This is a genomic window from Nostoc sp. XA010 (genome assembly GCF_020829625.1).
In the GTDB taxonomy this organism is placed as follows: domain Bacteria; phylum Cyanobacteriota; class Cyanobacteriia; order Cyanobacteriales; family Nostocaceae; genus Nostoc.
On sequence record NZ_JAIVFX010000007.1, the window covers coordinates 131344 to 157627 of the forward strand.

23 protein-coding genes and 1 pseudogene are annotated in these 26284 nt (G+C 42.1%); 13 read left to right on the forward strand and 11 right to left on the reverse strand.

The features are described 5' to 3' along the window. A pseudogene (locus LC608_RS13005) lies at positions 1-2707 on the reverse strand (HEAT repeat domain-containing protein); the annotation flags it as partial. A 519-nt stretch (positions 2708-3226) separates the two neighbouring features. Here LC608_RS13005 and LC608_RS13010 point away from each other — a divergent pair. Continuing rightward, on the forward strand, positions 3227-4831 hold the full coding sequence (locus LC608_RS13010; RefSeq protein WP_229553947.1) for a sorbosone dehydrogenase family protein: 1605 nt from the start codon (positions 3227-3229) through the stop codon (positions 4829-4831). Between the two features lie 174 nt (positions 4832-5005). Here the strand turns inward: LC608_RS13010 and LC608_RS13015 are convergent, their stop codons facing one another. Together LC608_RS13015 and LC608_RS13020 are read right to left on the reverse strand one after the other, a co-directional pair. Further along, positions 5006-5950: an NAD(P)-dependent alcohol dehydrogenase gene (locus tag LC608_RS13015; protein WP_229553948.1), complete on the reverse strand. Its 945-nt coding sequence runs from the start codon at positions 5948-5950 to the stop codon at positions 5006-5008. A 514-nt stretch (positions 5951-6464) separates the two neighbouring features. Then, on the reverse strand, positions 6465-7286 hold the full coding sequence (locus LC608_RS13020; protein WP_229553949.1) for an ice-binding family protein: 822 nt from the start codon (positions 7284-7286) through the stop codon (positions 6465-6467). A 326-nt stretch (positions 7287-7612) separates the two neighbouring features. Between LC608_RS13020 and LC608_RS13025 the strand changes: the two genes are divergently transcribed. After that, positions 7613-7825: an element excision factor XisI family protein gene (locus LC608_RS13025; protein ID WP_229553950.1), complete on the forward strand. Its 213-nt coding sequence runs from the start codon at positions 7613-7615 to the stop codon at positions 7823-7825. Between the two features lie 61 nt (positions 7826-7886). On the opposite strand, the gene LC608_RS13030 is transcribed toward LC608_RS13025, so the two are convergent. Continuing rightward, the gene (locus tag LC608_RS13030; protein ID WP_229554097.1) at positions 7887-8465 is read right to left on the reverse strand and encodes a Uma2 family endonuclease; all 579 of its coding nucleotides are present in this window, start codon (positions 8463-8465) and stop codon (positions 7887-7889) included. Between the two features lie 1300 nt (positions 8466-9765). Here LC608_RS13030 and nifB point away from each other — a divergent pair. The 7 genes from nifB (at position 9766) to nifD (ending at position 17409) form a co-directional block, all read left to right on the forward strand. Next, positions 9766-11211 (forward strand): nitrogenase cofactor biosynthesis protein NifB, encoded by a 1446-nt coding sequence (nifB, locus tag LC608_RS13035; protein ID WP_229553951.1) that lies wholly within the window; start codon positions 9766-9768, stop codon positions 11209-11211. Positions 11212-11392: 181 nt separating this feature from the next. Beyond that, positions 11393-11746: a 4Fe-4S binding protein gene (locus LC608_RS13040; protein ID WP_229553952.1), complete on the forward strand. Its 354-nt coding sequence runs from the start codon at positions 11393-11395 to the stop codon at positions 11744-11746. A gap of 12 nt (positions 11747-11758) precedes the next feature. Further along, positions 11759-12967 carry a cysteine desulfurase NifS gene (gene nifS, locus LC608_RS13045; RefSeq protein ID WP_229553953.1) on the forward strand — a complete coding sequence of 403 codons (1209 nt, stop codon included), beginning with the start codon at positions 11759-11761 and terminating at the stop codon, positions 12965-12967. A 104-nt stretch (positions 12968-13071) separates the two neighbouring features. Next, positions 13072-13971, forward strand: coding sequence for a Fe-S cluster assembly protein NifU (gene nifU / locus LC608_RS13050; protein WP_229553954.1), 900 nt, complete (start codon positions 13072-13074; stop codon positions 13969-13971). A 221-nt stretch (positions 13972-14192) separates the two neighbouring features. Further along, on the forward strand, positions 14193-14549 hold the full coding sequence (locus LC608_RS13055) for a group 1 truncated hemoglobin (protein WP_229470888.1): 357 nt from the start codon (positions 14193-14195) through the stop codon (positions 14547-14549). 349 nt (positions 14550-14898) lie between these two features. Then, entirely contained in the window at positions 14899-15792 is an 894-nt protein-coding gene (gene nifH, locus LC608_RS13060) for a nitrogenase iron protein (RefSeq protein ID WP_229553955.1), read from the forward strand. Positions 15793-15942: 150 nt separating this feature from the next. Then, the gene (gene nifD, locus LC608_RS13065) at positions 15943-17409 is read left to right on the forward strand and encodes a nitrogenase molybdenum-iron protein alpha chain (RefSeq protein ID WP_229553956.1); all 1467 of its coding nucleotides are present in this window, start codon (positions 15943-15945) and stop codon (positions 17407-17409) included. Between the two features lie 237 nt (positions 17410-17646). Here the strand turns inward: nifD and LC608_RS13070 are convergent, their stop codons facing one another. After that, on the reverse strand, positions 17647-18174 hold the full coding sequence (locus tag LC608_RS13070) for a HEPN domain-containing protein (RefSeq protein ID WP_229553957.1): 528 nt from the start codon (positions 18172-18174) through the stop codon (positions 17647-17649). 30 nt (positions 18175-18204) lie between these two features. Between LC608_RS13070 and LC608_RS13075 the strand changes: the two genes are divergently transcribed. Then, complete coding sequence (locus tag LC608_RS13075) at positions 18205-18420, forward strand: DUF5615 family PIN-like protein (RefSeq protein ID WP_308189872.1); 216 nt, start codon at positions 18205-18207, stop codon at positions 18418-18420. Positions 18421-18552: 132 nt separating this feature from the next. On the opposite strand, the gene LC608_RS13080 is transcribed toward LC608_RS13075, so the two are convergent. The 4 genes from LC608_RS13080 to LC608_RS13095 form a co-directional block, all read right to left on the reverse strand. Further along, positions 18553-19152 carry a hypothetical protein gene (locus LC608_RS13080; protein ID WP_229553958.1) on the reverse strand — a complete coding sequence of 200 codons (600 nt, stop codon included), beginning with the start codon at positions 19150-19152 and terminating at the stop codon, positions 18553-18555. A gap of 22 nt (positions 19153-19174) precedes the next feature. After that, positions 19175-20128, reverse strand: coding sequence for a polyphosphate kinase 2 (gene ppk2, locus LC608_RS13085; protein WP_229553959.1), 954 nt, complete (start codon positions 20126-20128; stop codon positions 19175-19177). A 22-nt stretch (positions 20129-20150) separates the two neighbouring features. Continuing rightward, entirely contained in the window at positions 20151-20480 is a 330-nt protein-coding gene (locus LC608_RS13090) for an element excision factor XisI family protein (protein ID WP_229553960.1), read from the reverse strand. A gap of 275 nt (positions 20481-20755) precedes the next feature. Next, a complete protein-coding gene (locus LC608_RS13095) occupies positions 20756-21334 on the reverse strand; it encodes a hypothetical protein (RefSeq protein ID WP_229553961.1) in 579 nt (192 codons plus the stop codon). 366 nt (positions 21335-21700) lie between these two features. Here LC608_RS13095 and LC608_RS13100 point away from each other — a divergent pair, with 366 nt between their 5' ends. Next, positions 21701-22351, forward strand: a complete 651-nt coding sequence (locus LC608_RS13100; RefSeq protein ID WP_229553962.1) for a TraX family protein — start codon at positions 21701-21703, stop codon at positions 22349-22351. Positions 22352-22423: 72 nt separating this feature from the next. Here the strand turns inward: LC608_RS13100 and LC608_RS13105 are convergent, their stop codons facing one another. After that, positions 22424-22693, reverse strand: a complete 270-nt coding sequence (locus LC608_RS13105) for a hypothetical protein (RefSeq protein WP_229553963.1) — start codon at positions 22691-22693, stop codon at positions 22424-22426. Between the two features lie 462 nt (positions 22694-23155). On the opposite strand from LC608_RS13105, the gene LC608_RS13110 reads away from it, so the two are divergent. Continuing rightward, entirely contained in the window at positions 23156-24115 is a 960-nt protein-coding gene (locus LC608_RS13110) for an orange carotenoid-binding protein (protein WP_229553964.1), read from the forward strand. A gap of 291 nt (positions 24116-24406) precedes the next feature. After that, the gene (locus LC608_RS13115; protein ID WP_229554106.1) at positions 24407-24676 is read left to right on the forward strand and encodes a hypothetical protein; all 270 of its coding nucleotides are present in this window, start codon (positions 24407-24409) and stop codon (positions 24674-24676) included. 779 nt (positions 24677-25455) lie between these two features. On the opposite strand, the gene LC608_RS13120 is transcribed toward LC608_RS13115, so the two are convergent. Continuing rightward, positions 25456-26253, reverse strand: coding sequence for a dienelactone hydrolase family protein (locus LC608_RS13120; RefSeq protein ID WP_229553965.1), 798 nt, complete (start codon positions 26251-26253; stop codon positions 25456-25458). Between the last annotated feature and the right edge of the window lie 31 nt (positions 26254-26284).

Below are 26284 nucleotides of genomic sequence, written 5' to 3' on the forward strand. Positions count from 1 at the left end.
TAAGCCAGGTTTTGGTGTCAGGGTCATCTTTGAAGTTCTTGGCTAATTCTTCGACTGCTGTACTTCGCACATACTCATTATCATCCTGGGTAGCACGTTCTTTGAGCCAGGTTTTGGTGTCAGGGTCATCTTTGAAGTTCTTGGCTAATTCTTCGACTGCTGCACTTCGCACATACTCATTATCATCCTGGGTAGCACGTTCTTTGAGCCAGGTTTTGGTGTCAGGGTCATCTTTAAAGTTCTTGGCTAATTCTTCGACTGCTGCACTTCGCACATCGCTGTCACTATCCTGGTTAGCGCCTTCTTTGAGCAAGGTTTTGGTGTCGGGGTCATCTTTGAAGTTCTTGGCTAATTCTCGAACTGCTGCACTTCGCACAACCCGGTCATCATCCTTAGTAGCTTGTTGTTTGAGCCAGCTTTTGGTGTCGAGAGATTCTTGCCAGGTCGTTACAATTGCTGTGACTGCTTGAGTGCGAATTTCCTTAACTAGCTTAGTTTCTTCTCCATATCGCTGGGGGTCATAATAGTACCAGAGGTCATATTTAGTTAAGTCTTTGAGCTTATTAAGTAATTTATTAGCCGTTGACACAATGACCGAGCGATTTCTCACCTCTACAAGACACTTAGCTGCTAAAAAGAGATTGGCAAACTTTTCCCCTTCGCCATCTTGCGCCATTAAATAGTCAAGAATCTCTCCAACAAATCTTGGCTCAATCATTCCCGCAATTAGCAGCAAGACTTCATGCCAACTTTCATCTTGCCAGTGTTTGCCAAAAACTTCATTCTTCAGTTCCTCAATAGTCAGCGTTTGCGTTTCCTTAAACTGCCAAACAAACTCCCAAGCACAGAAATATTCTAAAAATGTCCGATGCACAAAAGCATAATAATCTGCACCGAGGAAACATAACATAAAGTTGCGAGTCCGTAGTTGATTAATCATCACCTTCGCAGCTTCTCTGGGTTTATCAAACTCTATGGTTTTGAGATAATCAGTCAGAACTTTGACTAAATCATTTTCATTAATCAAATTACCTGCCAAACCTTTCTCACCAGTTTGCATAAGATAAGCAACCTGACGCAGCATCGCTTGCTTATCTTTATAATCAATCGTTTTGGGATCTAACCTCTTATCTTCTGTCAAAGCGCGTTCCACATCCCATTGATGCAGCAACACCCGCGATGCTTGATCGTAAAGTGTCGCTCTATCTCTTGGTAGCTCTTGATTCCGATTAAGAATTGCCATCATCGTCAACAGCAGAGGATTTCCCGCCAATTCTGCAATAGATTTGGAAGCTTCAATTCCTCTTTGTAGCCGTTCCCGTTTTCTCACCTTATCTACTGCATCGGTAAAAGTTAACTCATGCCAACGGTAGATAAAATCCTGAATTTGTTTTGAGTCTAAATCTTGTAATATAAAGTGGCGAAACTCAGCATTAAGCAATCGTTGCGGTTTATAGCCAATAATCCGAGAAGTGACAATTACCTGCACATCAGGATAGTCATTAGTAAAGCGATGAATATCAGTAATTACATCCTCTCGCTTACCAGGGTCAAATACCTCATCCAAACCATCAAACATCACTAAAGCATTACCAGCTTTTAATTTTTTATCTAGTTCAAGCTGATTGAGATGAGCAATTGCGCCACTACATTTATGGAAGAATTCTAGAAAATTATTGCACTCTTTATCTTCCCGTCGCCGCATATAAGTGCGTAATTCAATTAGCAACGGAATTGGTAATGATATAACATTATCCAGTGGTGACTCTGCCCAATTCAAAGCCAGAAATTGCAACAATGTAGACTTACCTGAACCAGGATCGCCCAAAATCACAATGTATTTATAATCTGGCTTTTTATTGACAACATCTATAACTGAACGGATCGGCTGTTCAAAATAAACTCGTTTGTGGCGTTCTAATTCTTCTAATTCCACTTCAGCTTATACTTGGTCACTTTCTCGCAGCCGTCTCAGATGTTCTTTAGGCAGTTCGTGAACTTGTGCTAAAACTTGATGAGTTTCCCGGACATTTTGAACAGTAAAAATCTGCCATAATTTAAGTTCGTTATAGGCATAGCCGCTAGTATCTAAGCTATCTAATTTGAGATTGCCATAGCGTTCGCGGATTCCTTCTTGATATTTCACTAAATTAAAATCTACAATAACACCAGCAATTTCTTTGGTATTAATTTCAATATCAGATAAATTTTGCAATTCTAGGATATGCTGTAATTCTTTTGATTCTAAAAGGATTTCTTGCACTTGTGTAAAATACTGTTCTGTAAGTGATTGCCAGTTAAACTTAGATGGCAAAGTTTTTAATTGCAGCCTGTTCCAACTATCTTCTAGAGTTTTAGCGTCTAGAGATTCACAATTAATATCAAAAGCTTTACCAAGAATTTCTGTAACCGACTTATCGCTGAGAAACTTCTTGATGTCTGTGGTGTACTCTTTAATCTCAATTTCAGCAAGTTTGCAACGAGCCTTTAACTGCTGCTGCATGAGTTGCAAAAATTCCTTTAACGCTTTACCAGCAGCAATTTCTATGTCTTCCTTCTTAAGTTTCTGGAAAATCTTGCCAGGGATGCCTTTTAATAAATCTTTAGCCCAATCTTTAGCAGCATCTTTGGCTAAGTCTTCCAGAATGGGTTTAAAAATAAACCCGGCGGCCTGAGTTACACCCCAAATAGCTAACCAGTCCAGCATAATACTCGCTTCTGTTGAAAGTTTGATTACGAGTATATCCACTAGCTAGGGTAATGTTTACAGATTTTGGGGTTATTGCAGAAATATCACAGGGATCTCAAGAACCTCTCTCTAAATCTCTCTCCTAAAAGGAGAGAGACTTTGAATTTTCCCCCTTCCCGCGTCGGGAAGGGGGTTAGGTTTCGTGTTGGTTTTTTCAAACACAAACTTGGCTTTGTGACTTAGAAGTAATGCTGTTAAAACTCTTTGTATAATGCTTTTAGGCGAAGATAGGGTGGTGATAATTCCGTTAAGTGTGAAGAATTTTTTGGTTTAAAAGAGCGATCGCCCTGCCTTTCTTGGTAACTTTCGGTTCACCCATTTTTTGATGAGTTAAGAAAAATAAGAGTACATAAAGATATTTTAAGTATTTTAAAAAACTAGTACCTCTGAGTTAACTTTGTGCAAACTCCCGCTAAAATCGGCTAGCCGAGAGTTCGGTGTAAGATAAATCACTACAAAGCTAGAGGGAAGTTTAAGATGGTTGCATTTGCTTTAAAACCAACACAGATACTTGGAGGCATATTAGCCACATCGCTACTGAGTCTAATGTCCTTAGAGGTTCTTACCGCCGCCGCGTTGGGCAACCCGCCCCCTGCGTCTGTTGAAACTAAGGTTAAAGTGCCTAGTACAATGACCTCTGCGCCTTTTAATACCAATCGTTACTTGAAAGTGCCGCCCAATTTCTCCGCCTCTGTTTATGCTCGCATTAACAAAGCTCGCTTTATGGCAGTTGCTCCCAATGGGGATCTTCTAGTATCACAGCCAAGTACGGGTAAAGTATTAATTGTCCGGGCAAATGGCAGCAAAGACCCAATTATTTCTGACTTCGTGACAGGTCTACGCAGACCACACGACATTGTGTTTCATAAGATTGACAACACCACATACGTTTATATCTCTGAGACTCATCAAATTAACCGCTTCATCTACAAATCTGGAGATATAGTCGCCAAAAATCGCCAAATCGTTATAACTGGCTTACCAGACAGCAGCACATCAGAACTCAAAGGCTCTTATGGTCACGAGCTAAAAAATATCGCACTTGATGCCAATAACAAACTCTACGTGTCGATCGCCTCTACGTGCAATGCTTGCAAGGAAGATACTGTTAGTAACCCAAAACGCGGTGCGATTTACCAATACAATGCGAATGGAACCAATCAACGGCTTTTTGCCCAAGGTTTACGTAATGCCGAAGGATTAGCATTCTTACCTGGCACAAATGACCTTTGGGTAGTGGTTAATAATCGAGATGAGATCCGCTATCCCTTCAACGATAGTAGTGGCAATTACGGTAAGATTATCCCCTCTTACGTAGACAACCACCCGCCAGAGGAGTTCACGAAAGTCCGAGATGGCGGTAACTACGGTTGGCCATTCTGCAACCCCAATCCTGACACGTCAGCTGGCCTCAACAATATGCCGTTTGACCGCGACTATGAGTTCAATCGTGATGGAAGTGTTAATTGCAATGCAATGGACAGGATTAACAAGGGTATTCAAGCCCATTCTGCTCCCTTGGGACTAACATTTTTACAAAATACTAAGTTCCCCAGCCTGTACTCAAGTGGGGCAGTGGCAGGGCTGCATGGTTCATGGAATCGGCAGAAGAAAACGGGCTACAAAATAGCTTACTTTCCCTGGAACAGTACGACAAAGACTCTAGGAGAAGAGATGGATTTAGTCAACGGTTGGCTAGTTCCAACAACACAAAAAGTCTGGGGGCGACCGGTAGATATGGCAGTCGATCTGCAAGGTAATTTGTTAATTTCGGATGACTACAGTGGTACTATCTACAAGCTTTCCTACACGCCGCCAGGAGAGGTTAAGGTCTACAGAGATCCTAACTTGACTGGAGTTTCCCAGTCTTTTCCTACAAGTCCAGGAGTATACAAAGCCATCGAAGGTGACTTAAATGTTGTAGGGAATGACGCTATTAGCTCATTAAGTGTACCACCCGGTAAAGTGGTACGTGTCTGCCAAAATGAAACTGGTGGTCGATGCCGTGAGTTTAGTGCTGGTGATTATAAATCTGTTGGAGCTGACTTCGATAACATAATATCGTTTATACAAGTCAAGTAGCACCACTGACCGAATTTTGGATTTTGGATTGAATTGGCCAAAATCCAAAATTTAAAAAGTCCCAGAGCAAGCGAATTTAAACGTGAAAACAATTTTATTATCCAAAATCAAAAATTGAATTAACTGTGCTGCTTTTGGCGTTATTATCCTCGAATCAACTAAAAACTGCGATGTTTAGACAAGTTGCGCGATCGCAATTTTTCCCACTGCACGCCCAGTTTCGCTATAAGCATGAGCCGCCGCTAGTTGTTGTAAGGGATATGTGCGATCAATCACCACACGAATTTTATCCGCTTCAATTAATTCTTTGAGAAAAAGCAAGTCTTTAACGTTAGGTTTCTCAAAGAGAAATTTCGCTTTTTGACCGGGAAGGAACGCTGTTAAGACGCTCTCTAACAAGACTTCAGGGCTGGGTAATGTGCTGATATAAATTCCGTTGGGTTTGAGGACTCTTTTGGTTTGTGAGAGCGATCGCTTACCCACTGCATCAAAGATAATGTCATACTGCACTGTATCTTGGGTGAAATCTTGCTGCGTATAATCAATCACGCGGTCTGCTCCCAAAGATTTCACCAAATCCAAATTTTTGGTACTGCTGACTCCCGTCACTACTGCCCCTAAAGCCTTAGCAATTTGCACTGCAAAAATCCCAACACCGCCCGCAGCACCATTAATTAAAACATTTTGTCCTCTTTGAATATTTCCTTGATCTCGCAGCGCTTGTAGACATGTGAGCGCTGCTAAAGGCACAGCAGCAGCTTCTTCATAAGATAAATTCGTTGGTTTAAGCACCGCCAAGTTTTCTGGGATGGCTGCAAACTCTGCGTAACCTCCTCCAGGGAAGCTAGTACTGCCATAAATAGCATCTCCTGGTTTAAAGCGAGTAACTTGGGAGCCAACCTCTACAACTTCTCCCGCCACATCAAACCCCAGAATCTTTGGAAATTTGCTGCCGGTAATCAAACTCAACATTCCTTGGCGAATTTTCCAATCAATGGGATTAACGCTACTAGCAAGAACTTTCACAAGTAACTGCGTTGGCTCAATTTTCGGCTGCTCCACATCTTCATATTGCAACACTTCAGCGCCGCCATATCGACGGATAACCACTGCTTTCATCGCATTCCTCCTGCTACCCTGTTTGACTGAATGAACTCAGACAGCTTATGACTACAGTGTAGCGATGTCTAGGGCTACGCCTACGCATGGGAGTTAGCATTACCTTGCCCAGGCGATTAGAAATCTGGGCTATTACAGGCAAAACCCACGGAGGTGGGTTTCAAACTCTTGATTTAAAGTTTTACAACGTGTCTTGTTTTGCGCGTATCCCGGCTGAACCCTCAATAAAGGTTAAAAACCTTTATCGCTGGGTCTTGAAGCAACTGAAATAATGTATACATGATTAAATGTAAACAAGTGATTAATTGAAACCAGGGCGAACGCACGGTATTTCTGAAACCCTTACTGGGTAAGGATATTGACGAAAAAATAGGCTAAATTTAAAAACGCCGAAACCCTTGCTATTAAAGGATTCTTATACTTTAGATGCGTTTGCCCTGTAATTGAAACCCTACACGAAATTCAGAAAAGGATTTTGAGAGTTTAACCAGAGAATAATGAAGCCAATAAATGTTTAAATCGTGCCTATAGTGGCATAGCAGGAAAGGAGCCTTTTCTTGAAGGCGAACAACAGACTCACTAGCCCAAAGCCGAGAACACCAATTGATGAGTCAGGTTCTGGGACTGGTTCTGGGACTTCTTGTGGCATCGTATCGCAGACGTTGGAGACATTGTTGGTATCCAGCGTGACGGCACCATTTTGCGCCAAGGCTCTACCGCACTTAATGTTTGCGCCAGTAGTCAGGGTGATGCTCGTGAGTGCTAGAATATTTCCCACGAACTGAGTGCCGGTGCCGAGAGTCGCAGAGCTGCCTACCTGGAAAAACACATTGGGAATGTCACCTGTGGTCGTGAGAACAGACGAGTTGCTTGCGGTCGTGAGGGTGCTTCCTATCTTGAAAACGAAGAGCGCATTGGGGTCACCTAAGTTGTTGAGCGTGAGTGTTCCCGTCAACTGAGCCGATGACATAAAAGAATAGACGCCAGGCGTGAGTATGAGTCCACCCAGATCCTGACTAGTCAAATCCATATTGCTACTCAAGCTTGCTAGAAATTTGTATGCAGTTGCGTTATCTACCTGAGCCTGAGCCGCGACTGCATCAGCGGTGAATATCGTTCCGGTCACGATCCCTGGAGGAAAGCCAGTGGCTGAAGAACCTGGGCTGACACCCAGATTTTCCGTGATGACAGACGATCCGGTGTTGGTCACCGTCGAGCCACCCAAGACCCCGAAGCTATTCGCCGTTCCCAGCATAGAAACAGAAGCGGCTTTTGCTTCCGCTTGAAAACTGGAGAATGCCACGATTCCCAAGACTATTGCGTACTTGTAGTTCATTCTAAATTTTCCTTTCTAAGTCTTATCACTAGTAACTAAATTGTCTTAATAAAATAAGTATGCTCGAACCTCAAAGAAAAAAGTTGTGCTTTATTTAACCTTTATGCAATCTTTAGCATTGTATAAATACGTAATGAAGGTTCAGCAGAAATACCTGCAAAATGGGACACATTCTAAAGTTTGGTAACGTATGTCAATCGAAACTCTTGATATATTGTTGTTTCAACACCAAACTTTACTTGACTCCTTCTCCAGCTTGCCCATAAATAATCATTTATGGGCAAGCTGGAGAAGGAGACTCGCTATTTGTGGATGGATAGGTTGGAATGGCGAATGCCTACGGCACACTACGCGATCGCCGCATTCACGGCTATCTAGTTCATATTGACCTGATTGATGGCAAAATCTGCATTAAACGGGATGGCACTGAAGAAGGCATTGCCGCCGATTTAGAACGGGCTGGAATTGCTAAAGAACATATCGTCTTTGGCTTTCGTCCACCTGAGTTAAGACCCTACACAGGCTATGCAATTGCTTAAGGTGCGTAAGCGCAGCCCGTCGTAGACATCGCTCTTTAAAAGACAACAGCGAACATTCTCTTTATTCTTCAGTGGTAAATACAACACCTTCATAGAGCAATTCAATTGGGCATTCAAATTGAATGCTCGATAGAGTGACGATATCTCCACCCATGTAGGGATAGTAAAGCCACATCCTACCCTCACCCCGACAGTAACGCTCAACGGAGATTTGTTCCGAGTCAATCAAGATATATTCTTGCAAACTGGGGATTGTGAGATAATAAGTAAATTTTTCACCCCGATCTTTCGCGCTTGTACCTGGCGAAAGAACTTCGACAATCAACTTGGGATGTTGAATAAAGTTGCGGGCATTGAGGTCTTGAGGGTCGCAACTGACAATAACATCAGGATAATAGTAGCGACTCTGGGGAGTAAGTTGCATTTTCACACCTGACACATTCACTCGACAACCTCTAGAACGCAAATGAGGGTGTAAGGCAGTGTACAAGTTAAGTGCAATGTCATTATGGGGAATTGTACCGCCTGTGATAGCAAATACTTCGCCATTGGCATATTCATAGTGAATGTCTTGCTGAGGTTCCCATTCGAGATATTCCTCAACGGTCATTTTTGGCGGCTGTTGGGGGATGGCGATCATAACTTCAGATTTTTTCACGCTTGGTTTGATTGTAGCCAAATAGTAAGCGCGGCTTCTGGAAAACCTCACTTCTATTTCTCTCTCCTTTTAGGCTACGGTGTACACACAAGTCTGAAATAGCTGATTAACCAAGGTTTTACCCCACCCTAGCCCTCCCCTTATAAAGGGGAGGGAACAAGATTTTACGGTTTCCCCCCTTGTAAAGGGGGGATTAAGGGGGGTAATTCGACTTGTGTATACACCCACCGTAGCCTAAAAGGAGAAAGACTTTGAACTTTCCCCATTCCCGACACGGGAATGGGGTTTTTCGTTAAGGTTTGTAGTAAGCAATTCAGAAAAATCATTGCGATCGCTCAATCATGTTAGATTATAGTTTGTTGTTTCTCTTAAACACAAAATCTCAGAGTTTCCTACCCATCTCCTCATTGTGGGAATGAAAAAAAACGAGTTAAAAGTTAAGTTTTTTGAAAATTATATGCAGCAACACATCTATTTCCATTAGCTTCTACAGCTTACCAGACAAGGCTTAAAGGCATAATTGAACATCCTTATCAAAGAAAAATTAAAAGAATATGAAGTGCATTTTTACCCTGAAAAAAATGATATGTTAGATACAGAATTAAATTTTGCACATTTATGGAGTAGAACAATATAGATTACTCCAGTTTTTCACCCTCAAACCCTTGGCATTTATTGCTTTTGACGGAATTTGAGGGCAATGTGAGTACACATTTAAATAACCCAAACCCAGTTACAAGTAGATTAAATTCCTTACTGGGATTGGGTTTTGACTGAGTACAAAGAAATCCTGAACCCCTATCTATAAACACTAGAACCCCAACCAAAAAATACTAGAACCCCTACCCGAAAAAAACTTTTTTAATTCTTGTAATGCTTGAAGAATTAGGGTTTTTAGTATTTGAGTACAAACGTAATAAATCCAATAAATTCTATCCTCGAGAGACGCAACATCTGGCGAGGAGACGGCTGCTATAAATCTTATATCGCCAATCACCTAACGCTCTGAAACAAAACAAAGCGAAAAGTGAGTGGAGGGATGACATAGCACTATGCCTGAAGTGAAGAGAAGTCGCGGCTGTAAGCACAAATTCTACCCAAGAACCGAACGTTGACACACCAGCCGAACATCAGATATCTATCGCCTGCCTTACTTGAAAACAAGTTGCCCGAACCCAAGGGTTTGCAGGAAGTGTGGAAGACGCGACTTCAATTCTGGGCATAGAGAGCAGCAACATCTCCCACAGTGGCAGCCAAGTCCACCGACCTTTTGCGAAACTCAATGACATCACCGTCTACACGACTCCTCAACTCCAACGCTACGGAATCGACAACCCAAGCAAAGTCCGGTGGTTGCGGCTGCGACAGCCCCAGCAGCGCCACCGTGGAAAGGGATCAAAAGCTCGAAGAACGCATTGCTAAACATCCCTGCTACAGCGAAGACGCCCATCACCACTATGCCCGGTTGCACGTTGCAGTTGCACCAGCTTGCAACATCCAATGCAACTATTGCAACCGCAAATATGATTGCGCTAACGAAAGCCGTCCTGGAGTAGTTAGCGAATTGCTAACACCAGAAGAAGCAGCACACAAAGCTTTGGTCATTGGTGGTAAGATTCCGCAAATGACAGTTGTGGGAATTGCTGGTCCTGGCGACCCTCTGGCAAACCCAGAAAAGACTTTCCGCACATTTGAGTTGATTGCAGAACAAGCACCAGACATCAAGCTGTGCTTATCAACCAATGGTTTAATGCTGCCTGACTACATCGATCGCATTAAACAATTAAATATAGATCACGTTACGATCACCATTAACATGGTAGATCCAGAGATCGGTGCTCAGATTTATCCTTGGGTTCACTACAGACGCAAGCGTTATAGAGGTCTTGAAGGCGCAAGAATTCTCCACGAAAGACAGATGGAAGGATTGCAAGCCCTAAAAGATGCTGACATCTTGTGCAAAGTTAACTCCGTAATGATTCCCGGAATTAATGACCATCACTTAGTCGAAGTGAATCGAGTCATTCGTGAGAAAGGTGCATTCTTGCACAACATCATGCCATTGATTTCTGCACCAGAACATGGCACACACTTTGGTTTAATCGGTCAACGTGGCCCCACACCCAAAGAACTCAAAGAAGTTCAAGACAATTGCTCCGGTAACATGAAAATGATGCGCCACTGTCGCCAGTGTCGCGCCGATGCAGTAGGATTGTTGGGAGAAGACCGCAGCCAGGAATTTTCCAAAGAGAAATTCTTGGAAATGACTCCAGAATATGACATGGAGCAACGCGCTACCGTTCACGAAGGAATTGAGAAGTTTAAAGAAGAACTTAAAGTAGCCAAAGATAAGGCGCTTGCCGGCAAGAAATTTGCCAACAGTCCTAAAGTCCTAGTTGCAGTAGCAACCAAAGGCGGCGGATTGGTTAACCAACATTTCGGTCATGCGAAAGAATTCCAAATTTACGAAGTGGGTGGGGACGAAGTTCGCTTTGTCAGTCATCGCAAAATTGACCAATACTGCCAAGGTGGATACGGCGAAGAAGCTTCTTTTGAGCATATTATGAAAGCGATCGCAGATTGCAAAGCAGTTTTAGTCTCCAAGATTGGTAACTGTCCTCAAGAAAAATTGCAAGAAGCTGGAATCAAGACTATTGAAGCTTACGACGTAATTGAAAAGGTTGCTTTAGAGTTCTACGAGCAATACGTTAAGGAATTAGGGAATTAGGGATTAGGGACTGGGGACTGGGGACTGGGGACTGGGGACTGGGAATTAAGGAAGAATTTTCCCAATCAATACCCAGTATCCAGTATCCAGTATCCAGTATCCAGTATCCAGTATCCATTACCCAGTACCCAGTACCCAGTACCCAATCCCCAGTAACCATTCCCCAAAAGGAGAATAAATCATGGCTTACAAAATTCTTACTAGCCAGTGTATTTCCTGCAATCTCTGTCTAACGGTATGTCCCACAAATGCAGTTAAAGTGGTTGACGGACAGCACTGGATTGACCCTGAACTTTGTACAAACTGTATTGGTAGCATTCATACCGTGCCTCAGTGTAAAGCTGGTTGTCCCACATGCGACGGTTGCGTTAAGCAGCCTAGCGATTATTGGGAAGGCTGGTTTACCAATTACAATCACGTAGTTGCTAAATTAACAAATAAACAAGATTACTGGGAACGTTGGTTTAAAAGCTATTCTCAGAAATACTCAGAGCAGTTGCAAAAGCGTCAATCCCAAATAATTCGTAATTCGTAATTGAAGACAACAATGCAAAATAACTGCATCTATCTTGATAATAATGCTACCACTAAGGTAGATTCAGAAGTTATAGAGGTAATGCTACCTTACCTCACAGATTATTACGGCAATCCCTCCAGTATGCATACCTTTGGTGGGCAAGTCGGTAAAGCAGTGAGAACAGCAAGAGAACAACTTGCAGCCATCCTGGGAGCCGATGAGTCAGAAATTGTCTACACAAGTTGTGGAACTGAGGGAGATAACGCGGCGATTCGAGCCGCACTGTTGGCACAACCAGAAAAGCGCCACATTGTCACCACCCAAGTTGAACATCCAGCAGTACTCAATGTCTGCAAACAATTAGAAACCCAAGGTTATAGTGTTACCTATCTATCAGTAAATCATCAAGGGCAGCTGGATCTAGATGAACTAGAAGCTTCCTTGACGGGTAACACCGCCTTGGTGACAATTATGTATGCTAATAACGAAACCGGGACGATTTTCCCAATTGAGCAAATTGGGTTGCGCGTCAAAGAATCTGGCGCTATCTTCCATGTAGATGCGGTGCAAGCAGTGGGAAAAATCCCGTTGAATATGAAAACTAGCACCGTGGATATGTTAACCCTGTCTGGTCACAAGCTACACGGGCCAAAAGGAATTGGTGCTTTATATATTCGGCGCGGAGTTCGGTTCCGTCCCTTCATTCTTGGGGGACACCAAGAACGCGGACGTAGAGCGGGAACAGAGAATGTCCCAGCAATTATCGCCTTGGGCAAAGCTGCGGAACTAGAACTGTTACACTTAGAAGAAGCGATCACAAGAGAAAGAAAGCTGCGCGATCGCCTCGAACAAACTTTACTCGCTACAATTCCCGATTGTGTCGTTAACGGTGACGTTACGCAGAGATTGCCCAACACTACAAATATCGGCTTCAAGTATATTGAAGGTGAAGCTATCTTGCTATCCTTGAATAAATACGGTATCTGTGCATCATCTGGTTCTGCTTGCACCTCTGGTTCACTGGAACCTTCCCACGTCCTGCGGGCAATGGGCTTACCCTATACAACTTTGCACGGTTCTATTCGCTTCAGTCTTTGTCGCTACACCACAGAAGCCGAAATCGATCGAGTGATAGAGGTAATGCCCAGTATTGTAGAACGTTTACGCGCCCTCTCACCCTTCAAAAATGATGACGCGGGTTGGCTGCAAGAACAGGAGCAAGCATTGGCGCATCGTTAATTAGGGAATAGGTTACAGATTACAGGGAATAATCTGTTCTCTATCACCTGTCACCTGTCGCCTAACCTCACTCAGCACTCACCACTCAGCACTCGGAACTTAATATGTGGGACTACACCGATAAAGTATTAGAACTGTTTTACGATCCCAAAAATCAGGGAGCAATCGAAGAAACGAGCGAACCTGGAGTTAAGGTTGCAACGGGAGAAATCGGTAGCATTGCTTGCGGTGATGCTCTAAGATTGCACCTGAAAGTGGAAGTAGAATCTGATAAAATTCTAGATGCTCGCTTTCAAACCTTTGGTTGTACTAGTGCGATCGCATCTTCTAGTGCATTAACCGAAATGATCAAAGGTTTAACCTTAGATGAAGCTCTGAAAGTGTCCAACAAAGACATTGCAGATTACCTTGGTGGTTTGCCAGAAGCAAAGATGCATTGCTCTGTTATGGGACAAGAAGCGCTAGAAGCTGCTATCTATAATTATCGTGGCATACCTCTAGCTACCCACGATGATGATGATGAAGGTGCGTTAGTTTGCAGTTGTTTTGGCATCAGCGAATCTAAGATTCGTCGCGTGATTCTAGAAAATCATCTCACGGATGCTGAACAAGTAACAAATTATGTAAAAGCTGGTGGCGGATGCGGTTCCTGTCTGGCGAACATTGATGATATTATTAGATCAGTTCAACAGGAATACGCCTCACCTGCTCTCAACAATTACGGCGTACAAGTTGCCACAGAAATTGTTACATCTAAGGAACGAGCGCTAACAAACGTCCAAAAGATTGCTCTAATTCAAAAGGTTCTTGATGAAGAAGTCAGACCCGTACTGATTGCAGACGGGGGAGATGTAGAACTCTATGATGTAGAAGGCGATCGCGTTAAAGTTGTACTGCAAGGTGCTTGCGGTTCCTGTTCTAGTAGTACAGCAACTCTGAAAATTGCGATCGAAGCCAGATTACAAGATCGTGTCAGCAAGAGCCTTGTAGTCGAAGCAGTTTAGGAATTGCTGTAGGACTTAACGTATTCTACAAATACGCCCTAATATGCATTCAGCCAGGAATAGAAAGTAGGATTTGAACCATATAATTGTCTCCACATCAATGCTTCAATCCTACCGAGAACCGATAGCTAGATTAGCTATCACGGCTAATAGCATATAGGCAAAAAATTAAGCGCCTACTTGCAAATTTCATCATCCAACTCGCTTCAAAGGAACAGGATATGAGCACATTGTACGATAACATTGGTGGACAACCAGCTATTGAACAAGTAGTAGATGAACTCCACAAACGCATTGCCGCAGACAGCCTCCTCAATCCCATTTTTGCTGGTACAGACATGGCAAAGCAACGTAATCATCTAGTTGCTTTCTTAGCTCAAATATTTGAAGGGCCAAAGCAATACGGCGGTCGTCCAATGGACAAAACCCACGCTGGAATGAACCTACAGCAACCACACTTCGATGCGATCGCCAAGCATCTCGGTGAAGCAATGGCTGTGCGTGGAGTGTCAGCAGAAAACACCAAAGCTGCACTAGATCGCGTCACAAATATGAAGGGCGCTATTTTGAACAAGTAATAGGACTTATGCATTGATTGTTGACAAATAACAACATCAAGCCCTATTGAATCTTGCAAGCTGAAACACATTAAGACGTATTTGTAAATTGCGTAATTTTCTTTGTTCTTTGTCAAAACAAATGACAAAGGACAAAGGACAAACAACAAAAAGAAAAAAATTTTAACGAGGAAGAACGATGTACTTACTGTCAATAATTTTGGCTGTGGAGCGATCGCCCCCAGCAGGCATTTATGCCAACGGTACCAACGATGCTCTACACGCGCTCACTACTGTCGCTCAACTGGCGTGAACGCAACTGACAAACGCACAGACCCACCAACCAACTAATTGCAGGGAAACACGAACAATGACTGACGAAAACATTAGACAGATAGCTTTCTACGGTAAGGGCGGTATCGGTAAATCTACCACTTCCCAAAACACCTTAGCAGCTATGGCAGAAATGGGTCAACGCATCCTCATCGTCGGTTGCGACCCTAAAGCTGACTCCACCCGTTTGATGCTGCACAGCAAAGCTCAAACAACCGTTCTTCACCTCGCCGCAGAACGTGGTGCAGTAGAAGATATCGAACTCGAAGAAGTAATGTTAACCGGTTTCCGTGACGTTCGTTGCGTAGAATCTGGTGGTCCAGAACCCGGTGTAGGTTGCGCCGGTCGTGGTATTATTACCGCCATCAACTTCTTAGAAGAAAACGGTGCTTACCAAAACCTAGACTTCGTATCTTACGACGTATTAGGTGACGTTGTGTGCGGTGGTTTCGCAATGCCTATCCGTGAAGGCAAGGCACAAGAAATCTACATCGTGACATCAGGTGAAATGATGGCGATGTATGCTGCTAACAACATCGCTCGTGGTGTTCTTAAGTATGCTCACACAGGTGGCGTGCGTTTGGGTGGTTTGATTTGTAACAGCCGTAACACTGACCGGGAAATCGAACTAATCGAAACCTTGGCAAAACGGTTGAACACCCAAATGATTCACTTCGTACCCCGTGACAACATCGTTCAACACGCAGAATTGCGCCGGATGACTGTTAACGAGTACGCACCAGAAAGCAACCAAGCTAACGAATACCGGATTTTGGCTCAGAAAATTATCGACAACAAGAATCTAGCTATTCCTACACCCATCGAAATGGAAGAACTAGAAGAATTGTTGATTGAATTCGGTATCCTCGAAAGCGACGAAAATACTGCAATGCTAGTTGGTAAGAGTGCTGCTGAAGCTCCTGTAGTATAATTCGCTGCTAAGAAATAACGCTTTAGCACAAGGAAAAAGGAAGAGTCCTATATCTTACCTTTTCCTCTCTCCCTTGCATCTCCCCCCTAATCTTAGAGGGGACTCCTAGTCCCCCTATGCCCCGATCCTTACGAGTCACAGAGGCTAAATATGACACCTCCAGAAAATCAAAACATCATCGAAGAAAGAAAAGAACTAATTAAAGAAGTTCTAGAAGCTTATCCCGATAAAGCTAAGAAAAAACGGGAAAAGCACTTAAGTGTATACGAAGAAGGTAAGTCCGATTGCGGTGTTAAGTCTAACGTTAAATCCCTTCCTGGGGTAATGACCGCTCGTGGTTGTGCTTACGCCGGTTCTAAAGGTGTGGTTTGGGGTCCTATTAAGGACATGATCCACATCAGCCACGGGCCTGTTGGTTGCGGTTACTGGTCTTGGTCTGGTCGTCGTAACTACTACATCGGCACCACAGGTATTGACTCCTTTGGTACCATGAACTTCACCTCCGACTTCCAAGAAAGAGATATCGTTTTTGGTGGAGACAAGAAACTTACCAAGCTCATCCAAGAACTTGATGTACTTTTCCCACTCAACCGTGGTGTTTCCATTCAATCTGAATGTCCCATCGGTCTAATTGGGGATGACATCGAAGCTGTTGCTCGGAAGACATCGAAAGAAATTGGCAAGCCAGTTGTACCTGTGCGTTGCGAAGGCTTCCGGGGTGTTTCCCAATCTTTGGGGCACCACATTGCTAACGACATGATTCGTGACTGGGTTTTCACCAAATCCGACCAAGCCAAGAAAGACGGTACACTCAAGTTTGAAGGTACCCCTTATGACGTAGCCGTTATCGGTGACTACAACATCGGTGGAGATGCTTGGGCTAGCCGCATCCTGTTAGAAGAAATCGGCTTGCGCGTAGTCGCTCAGTGGTCAGGTGATGGCACCATCAACGAAATGTTGATGACCCCCAATGTGAAGATGAACCTTATCCACTGTTATCGGTCGATGAACTACATCAGCCGTCACATGGAAGAAGCTTACGGTATACCCTGGTTGGAATACAACTTCTTCGGCCCCACCAAGATTGCTGAATCTTTACGGGAAATCGCTTCCAAGTTTGACGAGACAATCCAAGCAAACGCTGAGAAGGTAATCGCCAAGTATCAGCCAACAATGGATGCGGTAATCGGTAAGTATCGCCCCCGCTTGGAAGGTAAGACTGTCGCCATCATGGTTGGTGGTCTACGTCCTCGCCACGTTGTCCCAGCTTTCCTAGACTTGGGCATGAAGATGATTGGTACAGGTTATGAGTTCGCTCATAATGACGATTACAAACGTACCGCTGGCTACATCGAAAACGGCACCATCGTTTATGACGACGTTACCGCTTACGAATTCGAGGAATTTATCAAAGCGCTGAAGCCTGACCTAGTAGCTTCTGGTGTGAAAGAGAAGTACGTCTTCCAAAAGATGGGTCTTCCTTTCCGTCAAATGCACTCTTGGGATTACTCCGAACCTAGTGATGCCTACGGCGGGCTACGCGCCAACGCTCTTAAACATCATAATAATGCAAGGTTTTTTAGCGGCGGGAGAAAAAAGAGCCTATTTCTAGCCTAAATGCCAGTTGCAGGGTTATCTAAGAACAATCTGTTTTGATGCTTTAGACAGTATAACTCTTATGGAGTCTGGTTTTTAGATTTTGCTTGCATTTTGCTCAAAGAAAAACTGTAAAATGAAAGACTATTTTTAATGACGATATTTTAGATTAAATGGTGCGTAACGCCTAAATTGAGCAGCAGATAACAAACCTCATCCGCTGATTATTATAACGCTACTTGAATTGGCAACTTTAAATTATAAACTGTTAAATTGCCGATCTAGAAAATCTATAAATAGTGTTGCTTGCTGATAAAGTTTATAAACTTCTTCCGCTGTCTTTTCGATAGCGCAATCTGCAAAGTTTTGATGTACTAACTTATTGCGCTCATTGCCTAGCTCTAGAAATGACTTAATTGCAGAATCTAAATTAGTATCTTCTTTTACATCTTTTAATCTATTTTCTTTAAATCTTTTACCGAATAAAGAAAAAAACTTGTTAGCATTTCTTCCTTCCCAATCGAAATATGTGTGATATTGTCTTTCAATCGCCTTCTGTTTAACTATTGAAACAATGCATTCATCATTCTGAGTTTTATACTCAATAAATGTTTGAACCATTCTACAAATCTCATGTTCAAAGTAACTTGCTGCTGAGAGTAGTAAAATTTTGGTAAAAACAGTATTAAATTGAACCATAAAAGATGGCTCATTTTTATCCTCTAGGAATTTGAGAAGGTCTAGATTATCTTGATAAATTCGGTCAACAATACTTTGTCTTATCATAAATCACAATAAGTGAAGATTGATACTTAAATATGGGAATTTGCTAAAACCAATGACTTTTGCATCGTAACTCAAGATGTAGACTTTGCCGAAAGAAGCCGTTTGTACGGTTCTCCACCTAAAGTTGTATGGCTACGTTGCGGAAATGCACCCACAAAGCAAGTTGAATCTTTACTCCGTTCTGGGGTGGAGATAATTCAGGAGCTACTCAATAATCCAAGTCTGCATTGCCTAGAATTGTACTAAAGCTTTGCTTTTGGGGAATTGTCTGTGAAATGCACAAGAAGTAACCCGTCATGCAATGTCTACGAGGGGCTACGCCTATGCCCCAACTCAAAAGTAGATTCATCCACTTACGAGAACAAAGAGTTACACAAATTAACTACTGAATTGCTGAACAATTGTCTGTATAATTGCCAAAATTGCTCCTACGTTATCCAAGTAATATCTTTGCTTATCAATCAAAGTTACTTTTTGCGAAAGTTGAAGAAACTGCCATACTTCTCCTGTTGTCACGCATCCATACACAGGTATTTCTGCTTGTCCAGATGAACGATTGAATAAATCCGCCGCCACCATTTGCGCTATGCACTGCCCTAACCCAGCTTCAACATCATTTTTCTTCGCTTCCACAACAGTGATAATTGGGCTACGCAACGGTGGTAAAGGTGGAGCCATTGCTAAAATAAAATCGCATTCCCCAATCAAGCCCTGTGAAGGATCAACGTCAAGTCTTTGTCCAGAGAAAATAGCCAAGGTATCTTGGCTGAGATCGCGACAGGTTAGTAAAATCGGTACAATAATAAATTCGCTCCGAGCCTTTTCACTAATCAGAGCTAATTGGGTTCGCTTTCCTAAAGTTTCATTTAACCACGAAGGAATAGAAAGAGGTACAAGCTTGGGAAAAAGATCGGCTTCTTGGGTGGTAATTCCCAAAACAGCCGAAACTTTTTCTAGAGTAAAGTCGCTGTACGCCATAGTTTTGACTCAGGAATATTGCTTAATACACTTGAGGCACAAAAAATTGCTCATTGCGGGGGGCGCGAACATAATCCTCAGCCATAGGTCTAGACGGAAGCTCTAAGGGAGGAGGCGTCATATCTTCGTAAGGAACTTTGCTCAACAAATGATGAATGCAGTTGAGCCGCGCCCGCTTTTTATCATCTGCTTCAATGGTAAACCAGGGGGCTTCTGGAATATTTGTGTAAGCAAACATGGTATCTTTTGCTTTGGAGAATTCTACCCAGCGATCGCGTGATTCTAAATCCATTGGGCTGAGTTTCCAGCGTCTTGCTGGATCGTGACTGCGAGAAAGAAAGCGTTTCTCTTGTTCTTCATCGCTGACGGAGAACCAGTACTTGATTAAAACAATGCCCGATCGCACCAGCATTCGTTCAAATTCCGGGCAAGATTGCATGAATTCTTGATATTCTGCTTCGGTGCAAAAACCCATCACCCGTTCAACTCCGGCTCGGTTGTACCAACTGCGATCGAAGAGGACAATTTCGCCTGCTGTCGGAAGATGTTGCACGTACCGCTGAAAATACCACTGAGTTTTCTCACGATCGGAAGGAGTTCCCAGAGCAACTACACGACAGCCACGAGGATTGAGTGGATCGGCAATGCGTTTAATTACTCCTCCTTTGCCGGCAGCATCGCGCCCTTCAAATATGACGACAACCCGATAGCCAGTGTGCTTAATCCAGTATTGCATTTTGACTAGCTCAATCTGGAGTTGCTTTAGTTCAGTTTCAAAAGTCTTTTTAGGAATTTTCTTAGTAAAAGCTTCTGTGCTACCATCAAAAATCCGTTTTGATTTTTTAGATTTTTTCTTGTCTTTTGGCTTTACTAGGCTTTCTAGTAAGCCTGTAGCGGGTTGAGCTAGATCGTTATTTTGCTGGGTTTCAACTTCATCAATTGACATTGCAGTGACTCCATGCCATTGAATCGGCATAATTATCTATAAAGTATATATTTTAATCCAGGCTGAGTGTAAATATACACCTTGCAGATATTACCACACCAAAGATGTAAAAACCCAAATTTATCCACTGATAATGATCTCGCTCTGTATCGAAGATAAGTTGAGCCTCCACCTTATCATTTGAAACATCGTCACTGGCATAACGAGTGAGCAAGGTCTGAATATACTCTCGATACTTAGTTATTTTATCCATTGCACAATCACCTGCCCTTTCAGCTGCAACCAGTCTTTCTGCACCCAAATCAACCTGAATGACGTTACCAAATTTAAATTTGAGTGGATCATCTGTAATTACCCATTGCTCTTTTTGTTGAAAAAGCAAATGCCTCTGGCAACATAATTTGCGATCGCACTAAGCCAGATAAGGGTGCAGTTGAGCGGTTGCAAGTAACGTTGTTGCTGATTAATGAGATGATTTTTAACGGGCTACGGCCCGCTTATCTACGAAACGCTCCGCGTAGCTTGCTTCCCCGGAAAGGTACGCTAACACGCAAAGCACAAATAAGTAAAGAATTTACCTTTAGCTTTGTTCAGAAATCTCAATTCATCCCCCAAATATGCAACGTTCAAGGAAGCTTGAGCAATCATTCTTGGGCTTCAGTCTGGGAAAGCCAGACCAGTCATGGGGTCACGAATATACAACCCTAGCGTGAGACTACGGATCGCTTCATCCCAAACGGGTATTAATTGTTCTGCTTGATCTACCCAATAATCAAATGTAATCAAGCACTGAATATTCGACCCCAAAGCAATGCAAGTCCGCGAAAAAGCTTCCCGTGGTTCTTCCTGAGTGTCAATGAACTTCATCTCTGTCCAGACAATTTTGGCGGTTTGGCGCTTGACGGTAATAATTTCTCCCTTAGCAATGATGTTGCGGCTGTCGTTTTCCAGAACTTTCTTCAAGGTAGATTTTAGCGGAAACTTGCTCCAATCATTGGGTGGCAGAGGATTGAAAGATACTTCCAGACAGCAATCATCGTTGGGGGGTTTTTTATCGAGGAACTTGAAGGATTTTTCTTGTGGCTCAAAAACCCAATCCTGCGGAACATTGAAGCGAACAGCCCCACGATTCGCAACAAATATTTTATAGCCTGATGGAGATTCCCAATGATGGTCAGGCTTTAGTTCAAGGGTTTCTTTAATCCACTGGAGATTGCTTTTTTTACGCTTTGCCATAGTGTTTTTGCTAATCTGCTGAAGAGGGCGTAGGCGTTAGCCCGCCGTAGACATCGCCTAATTTGGGTCTAAACAATCATCAACTTTGTTAATGTTATCAAATTGCTAGTATTTAGTAGCGCTCTTTTATTACTCTTACCAAATAAAAATTATAAATATTGATTTTTATTCATCGGCTTTATGAATCTATGGGTAAGTTAGGTAGCTACAGTCAACCCAGCAAGCTAAGGTTCTCCTTCAGCTTAGGGCTGGCGTTGAAGGTTTGAGCAACCCCCAAGAAGCGGAGGATTTCACTCAGGATATTTTTTGAACCAGCAAGCGATCGCTAAGAACCTATTTGCAATTTTAACGGTAAAACTCAACCTTATGATTAAATTTTCAGCTTTCAGCATTAAAATCTTAGCCGCAGTATTCATGGTTATGGATCATGTGTGCTATTTGCTAATGCCAGACTTTTTAATATTGCACTTTATTGGGCGATTGAGCTTTCCCCTGTTTGCATGGCTTCTGGCTAAAGGCGAAAAACATACCCAAAATGTGTACCGCTATGGAGGCAGGCTATTAATTACAGCAATTCTATCTCAGCCAATCTATACTGTTGTTTTCCAAAAGTTCTCATTTAATATTCTCTTCACGCTTTTTCTTGGACTTGTGATGTTGCGCTTAGTAAGGCTTTGTACACAATTATGGCAGCAACTAATAATTATTGGATTGTGTGCAGCAATTTCTGAGGTCTTGGGCTTTGAGTATGGCGGATATGGGATTGGAGTAATTTTATTGATGTCTTTAATAGACAAACTCAATCCCAGAGTATGGTTGCTCTACTGGTGCATTTTGCACTTGATTTTAGTAATTTTATCTATAAATTATATATTTCAAATTTGGGCAGTTTTTGCAGGATTCATTGTTTTTCAATTCAATGGTAGACAAGGTTCACGGGCTAGATGGTTTTATGTGTTCTATCCGGTTCATTTAATAATTTTAGGTGTAATCAATTATTTCATACAGTCCAGGTAGGATTTACGATTTGATAAGCGATATTTACGAGGGGTTAAGGCTACACTGAATTTGTTAATATTCTCATTTTTTTTATTCCTTTGGACAAGCATCAGACACACCATAAACATAGGTAGCTTTGTATTCTTTTGCCTCATTTTTACGAGCATATCCAAGTTTAATTTGTTCGTTAGTTCTGACAAATACTCCTTCTACCCATTTTTTTGACTGGGTGTTTGCCCTGCGAACAGATAAGTGATTTATGGGAATAGCGTTATCTAATTCAATTGAAACAATTCTGCTTCCATTCCATCGGGGAACTTCGGGTGGAACAATTACTAATAAACGAACCGAAGTTTGCATTAGACAGACTTCACTTTATTTAGCTCAACCTACGGCTAAATATAAATCTGCTGCAATCCATACAGTAATTAAAAAAACTAATTTAAGCAATTAGCAAATTCTATTTTTCTTGCCGAAAAGTTCAAAAACTAGATATATTTATCTATATAGATAGATGCTATTCAGTTAGATATCTTCCTTTAGAAGGATATCTTTTTTAAAAAACTACTTTTATTAGACCATCAATTGAAAATAAATAGTAGATATACATTTCATTCAATGATATTCATCAGATAAATCTTATAAATCTTAGTCTTTTGTTAATGTTTACCAGCTATGATACCAGAGTAGTGAATAATAATTCGGATTTAAATATCTAGGGATAATTGTGTCATCTAGGAAAAATGCCCTAGATTTATCCCTCAAGCTGCAAAATGTAGCCGAAAGCAACTACTGAATAGGTAAATCTTTAAGGTAACAAGCATGAGTTATACTATCGAATCTGCACGGAATATTTTTTCTAGCACTCAAGTGGCAGATGCTGTTCCAGCCACTACAGCAATGTTTGCTAAACTCAACATTGACGATCAATTGGCATTTCTCTGGTATGCCTACGCTGAACTAGGTCGTACAATTACTCCAGCTGCTCCCGGAAAAGCAAATCTCCAATTAATGGAAGGTATATTCAACGATATTAAGCAGATGTCTCATGAACAACAAACGCAGTTAATGAGAGATTTAGCGAGTAATGCAGATACTCCTATCAGCCGTTCTTATGCATACTTTGGTGTCAACGCCAAATTGGGATTCTGGTGGCAGTTAGGAGAGTGGATGAAACAGGGTATCGTCGCTCCTATGCCAGCAGGCTATCAAATGTCAACCCAAGTTAAAGCAGTGCTAGAAGCTGTTCAGAGAATCGATCAGAGTCAGCAAATTACTGTACTACGCAATACTGTAGTAAATATGGGGTTTGATCCGTCTCTGGCTGATAACAAACAGGCAGAAGTCATAAACTTTAAGTTCCCGCGTGCATCCCTAAGTCCCAAATTTACTATTGAGGGAGTTACAGAACCAACAGTGCTGAAATACATTGAAGCTATGAATGCAGATAACTTTGAAGCTGCTGTAGCTTTATTTGCTAACAATGGTGCGCTGCAACCACCTTTCCAAAAACCAATTGTTGGGCAAGAAGCAATCACTGCCTACCTACGAGATGAGGGTCAAGGGTTAGTGATGAAGCCAACCAAAGGGGTTTCGGAAACTATAGAAGATGGTTATACACAGCATAAAGTTACTGGTACAGTCGAAACTCCTTGGTTTGGAGGTAATGTTGGGATGAACATTGCTTGGCGATTTTTACTCGATCCTCAAGGTCAAATTTACTTTGTGGCTATTGACTTACTTGCTTCTCCCAAAGAACTGCTTAATCTAACTCGCAAGTAAAATTACTTTGTCTTATATACAAAGTAATTGCGTTTTTTGAAGATGATGTTTTAAAAGGGTTTTTTGCTCTCACGGTTAGCAAAGCATTGCATCTTAGTACATAGCTAAAAGCTTAATTTTGCGTTGTACTTAACCCAGTGCAAAACTGCAAAATTATAACTTACGGGCCTTTTAAAACATCTTCTAACTGCCATGATAATCATCAAATAAAATCTCAATCAATGCTCGGTTCACGTAAAACCGAGCTTTAATTAAATGTAGGCAAACTAGTGCAACGCATCTTACAGAGGGATGCGTTGCACTACAAGCAATCATGCTGCCTCAATGTCAGCTTCCAACGTGCCAAAGAGAGATTTCACAAAAGTTAGTGCCTCATTGTCATCCATTAGTAGTTTTCGATATGGCAAAAGCAGTGTAGAGTATGGCATGGCGGGAGGAGTTCCTAAAACCCAGCGTAGTAAGGGACTGCGAGGCCAGTCGCCAACTCCTAACGCGGAGCAACCGTCATTTGTTGCCAGTCTGGAAGGCAAGAATGGAAAGAAAACGGTAGCGACAAATTAGGATGTGCGCTAGTAATTAAAATTTTGTCAAACCCAAATAATTGCGTAGGCGCAGCCCGTCGTAGACATCGTTGCCATTCTCGATTATTGCAAATCGCAAAATCTAAAGTTTCAGAAATGGCAAGAATTAATATTTGATGCTACTTCACAGCTAGGCTTCCCGACTGGCAAAATCAAGTGGAATGCATTGATGGATTATGACGAATTGATTTATAACAGCAAGCTTCCCATTGAAGTGCTTGTAGACGATCGCACAGACAGCCCAAATCCGTTTTTATGTGGTTGTCAATTCCTGCTTAAAAATTCAAAAGGTTAAAAGCAACAGTATCGCACTCTTGTTCAATGAGTGCGATCGCAGTATGTGCGTTATTACTCAAAATTTTGTCAAGTAGAAAGAAAAGCGATCGCTACAAAATTAAGATTGACTTTGTTGAGCGATGATTACGCAATAGTTATAGCAAAGCTTAACGCAGCAATATATCTGGTGCATTACAGCTAATCTCGACTTTCTCAAACTCTCAAATACTTGCATATTACAAATTCCGTAAGAATTTAGCACCCAGGTGGTCGCACCTCGACTGCGCTTGGTGGTCGCCGAGCGTAGCCGAGGTGAGTCAGAAGCCAGAAGATATAAAGAGTTTATTAAAACTAGGATATTTATTTATTAAGTCTTTATTTGATTCTTTAATTATTCTGACTTCTGAATTCTTACCAAATTACCTCTGAAATTGTGGTGCATTGCACTTGAGAAAAAGACACCAAAATCTACATCATTTAGTTTTACAAGTGATTTTGAAACAGTTCTAAAACATGTTGCCAAGCATCAGGAGCAGCTTCTGGGTTGTAACTTGGGTGCTGCTCTAAAAATGGGTACTTATCTTTGAAAAATCCGGCAAAGAATCCATGTCCTGCATCGTATCGGAATATACGATGATTTATTTGATGTTTCTTTAATTCTGCCTCAATTTGCTCGTTTTCTTCCTGGGAAACTAATGTATCTCTTGTACCAAAAAATGCATAGATAGTACCTTGAATTTCTGAGGTACGATTAATAGTTGGAGTCTCTTCACCATAACTAGAGGTGGTAATTCCACCACCATAGAATGAAACTGTTGCTTTGATATCGGGTAAAGTTGCAGCCATATAAGCAACATGACCGCCAAAACAGAAACCAATGACACCAATTGCATTATTTTTGACATTGGGTAAAGTTTTTAGGTAGGTAATGGTAGCTTGAATATCGCTGAATATCTCTTGATACTTCACTTGTTGATAATATTCCAAGCCAAGCCGATATGCTTCTGGACTAAACCCAACATCTTCAGCGCTAAAATCAGCCTCAAAACCGGGAGCAATACGTTGATACATCGCGGGGGCTATTGCTACATAACCTTGTTTAGCGATTAGTTCGGTGATATCTCGAATATTACTGTTGATTCCAAAAATTTCTGGAAAGACTATAATCGCGCCAAAAGTCCCGTTTTGTGCTGGTTGAGCTAAGTAAGCATCGATTTCTAAGTCATCGTTGGGTACTTTGACATAGGAGGTGTTAATTTCGATGTTTGTTGTTTCTAGCATCTTTGTTTCGGCTGATTTTATACCAACTCAT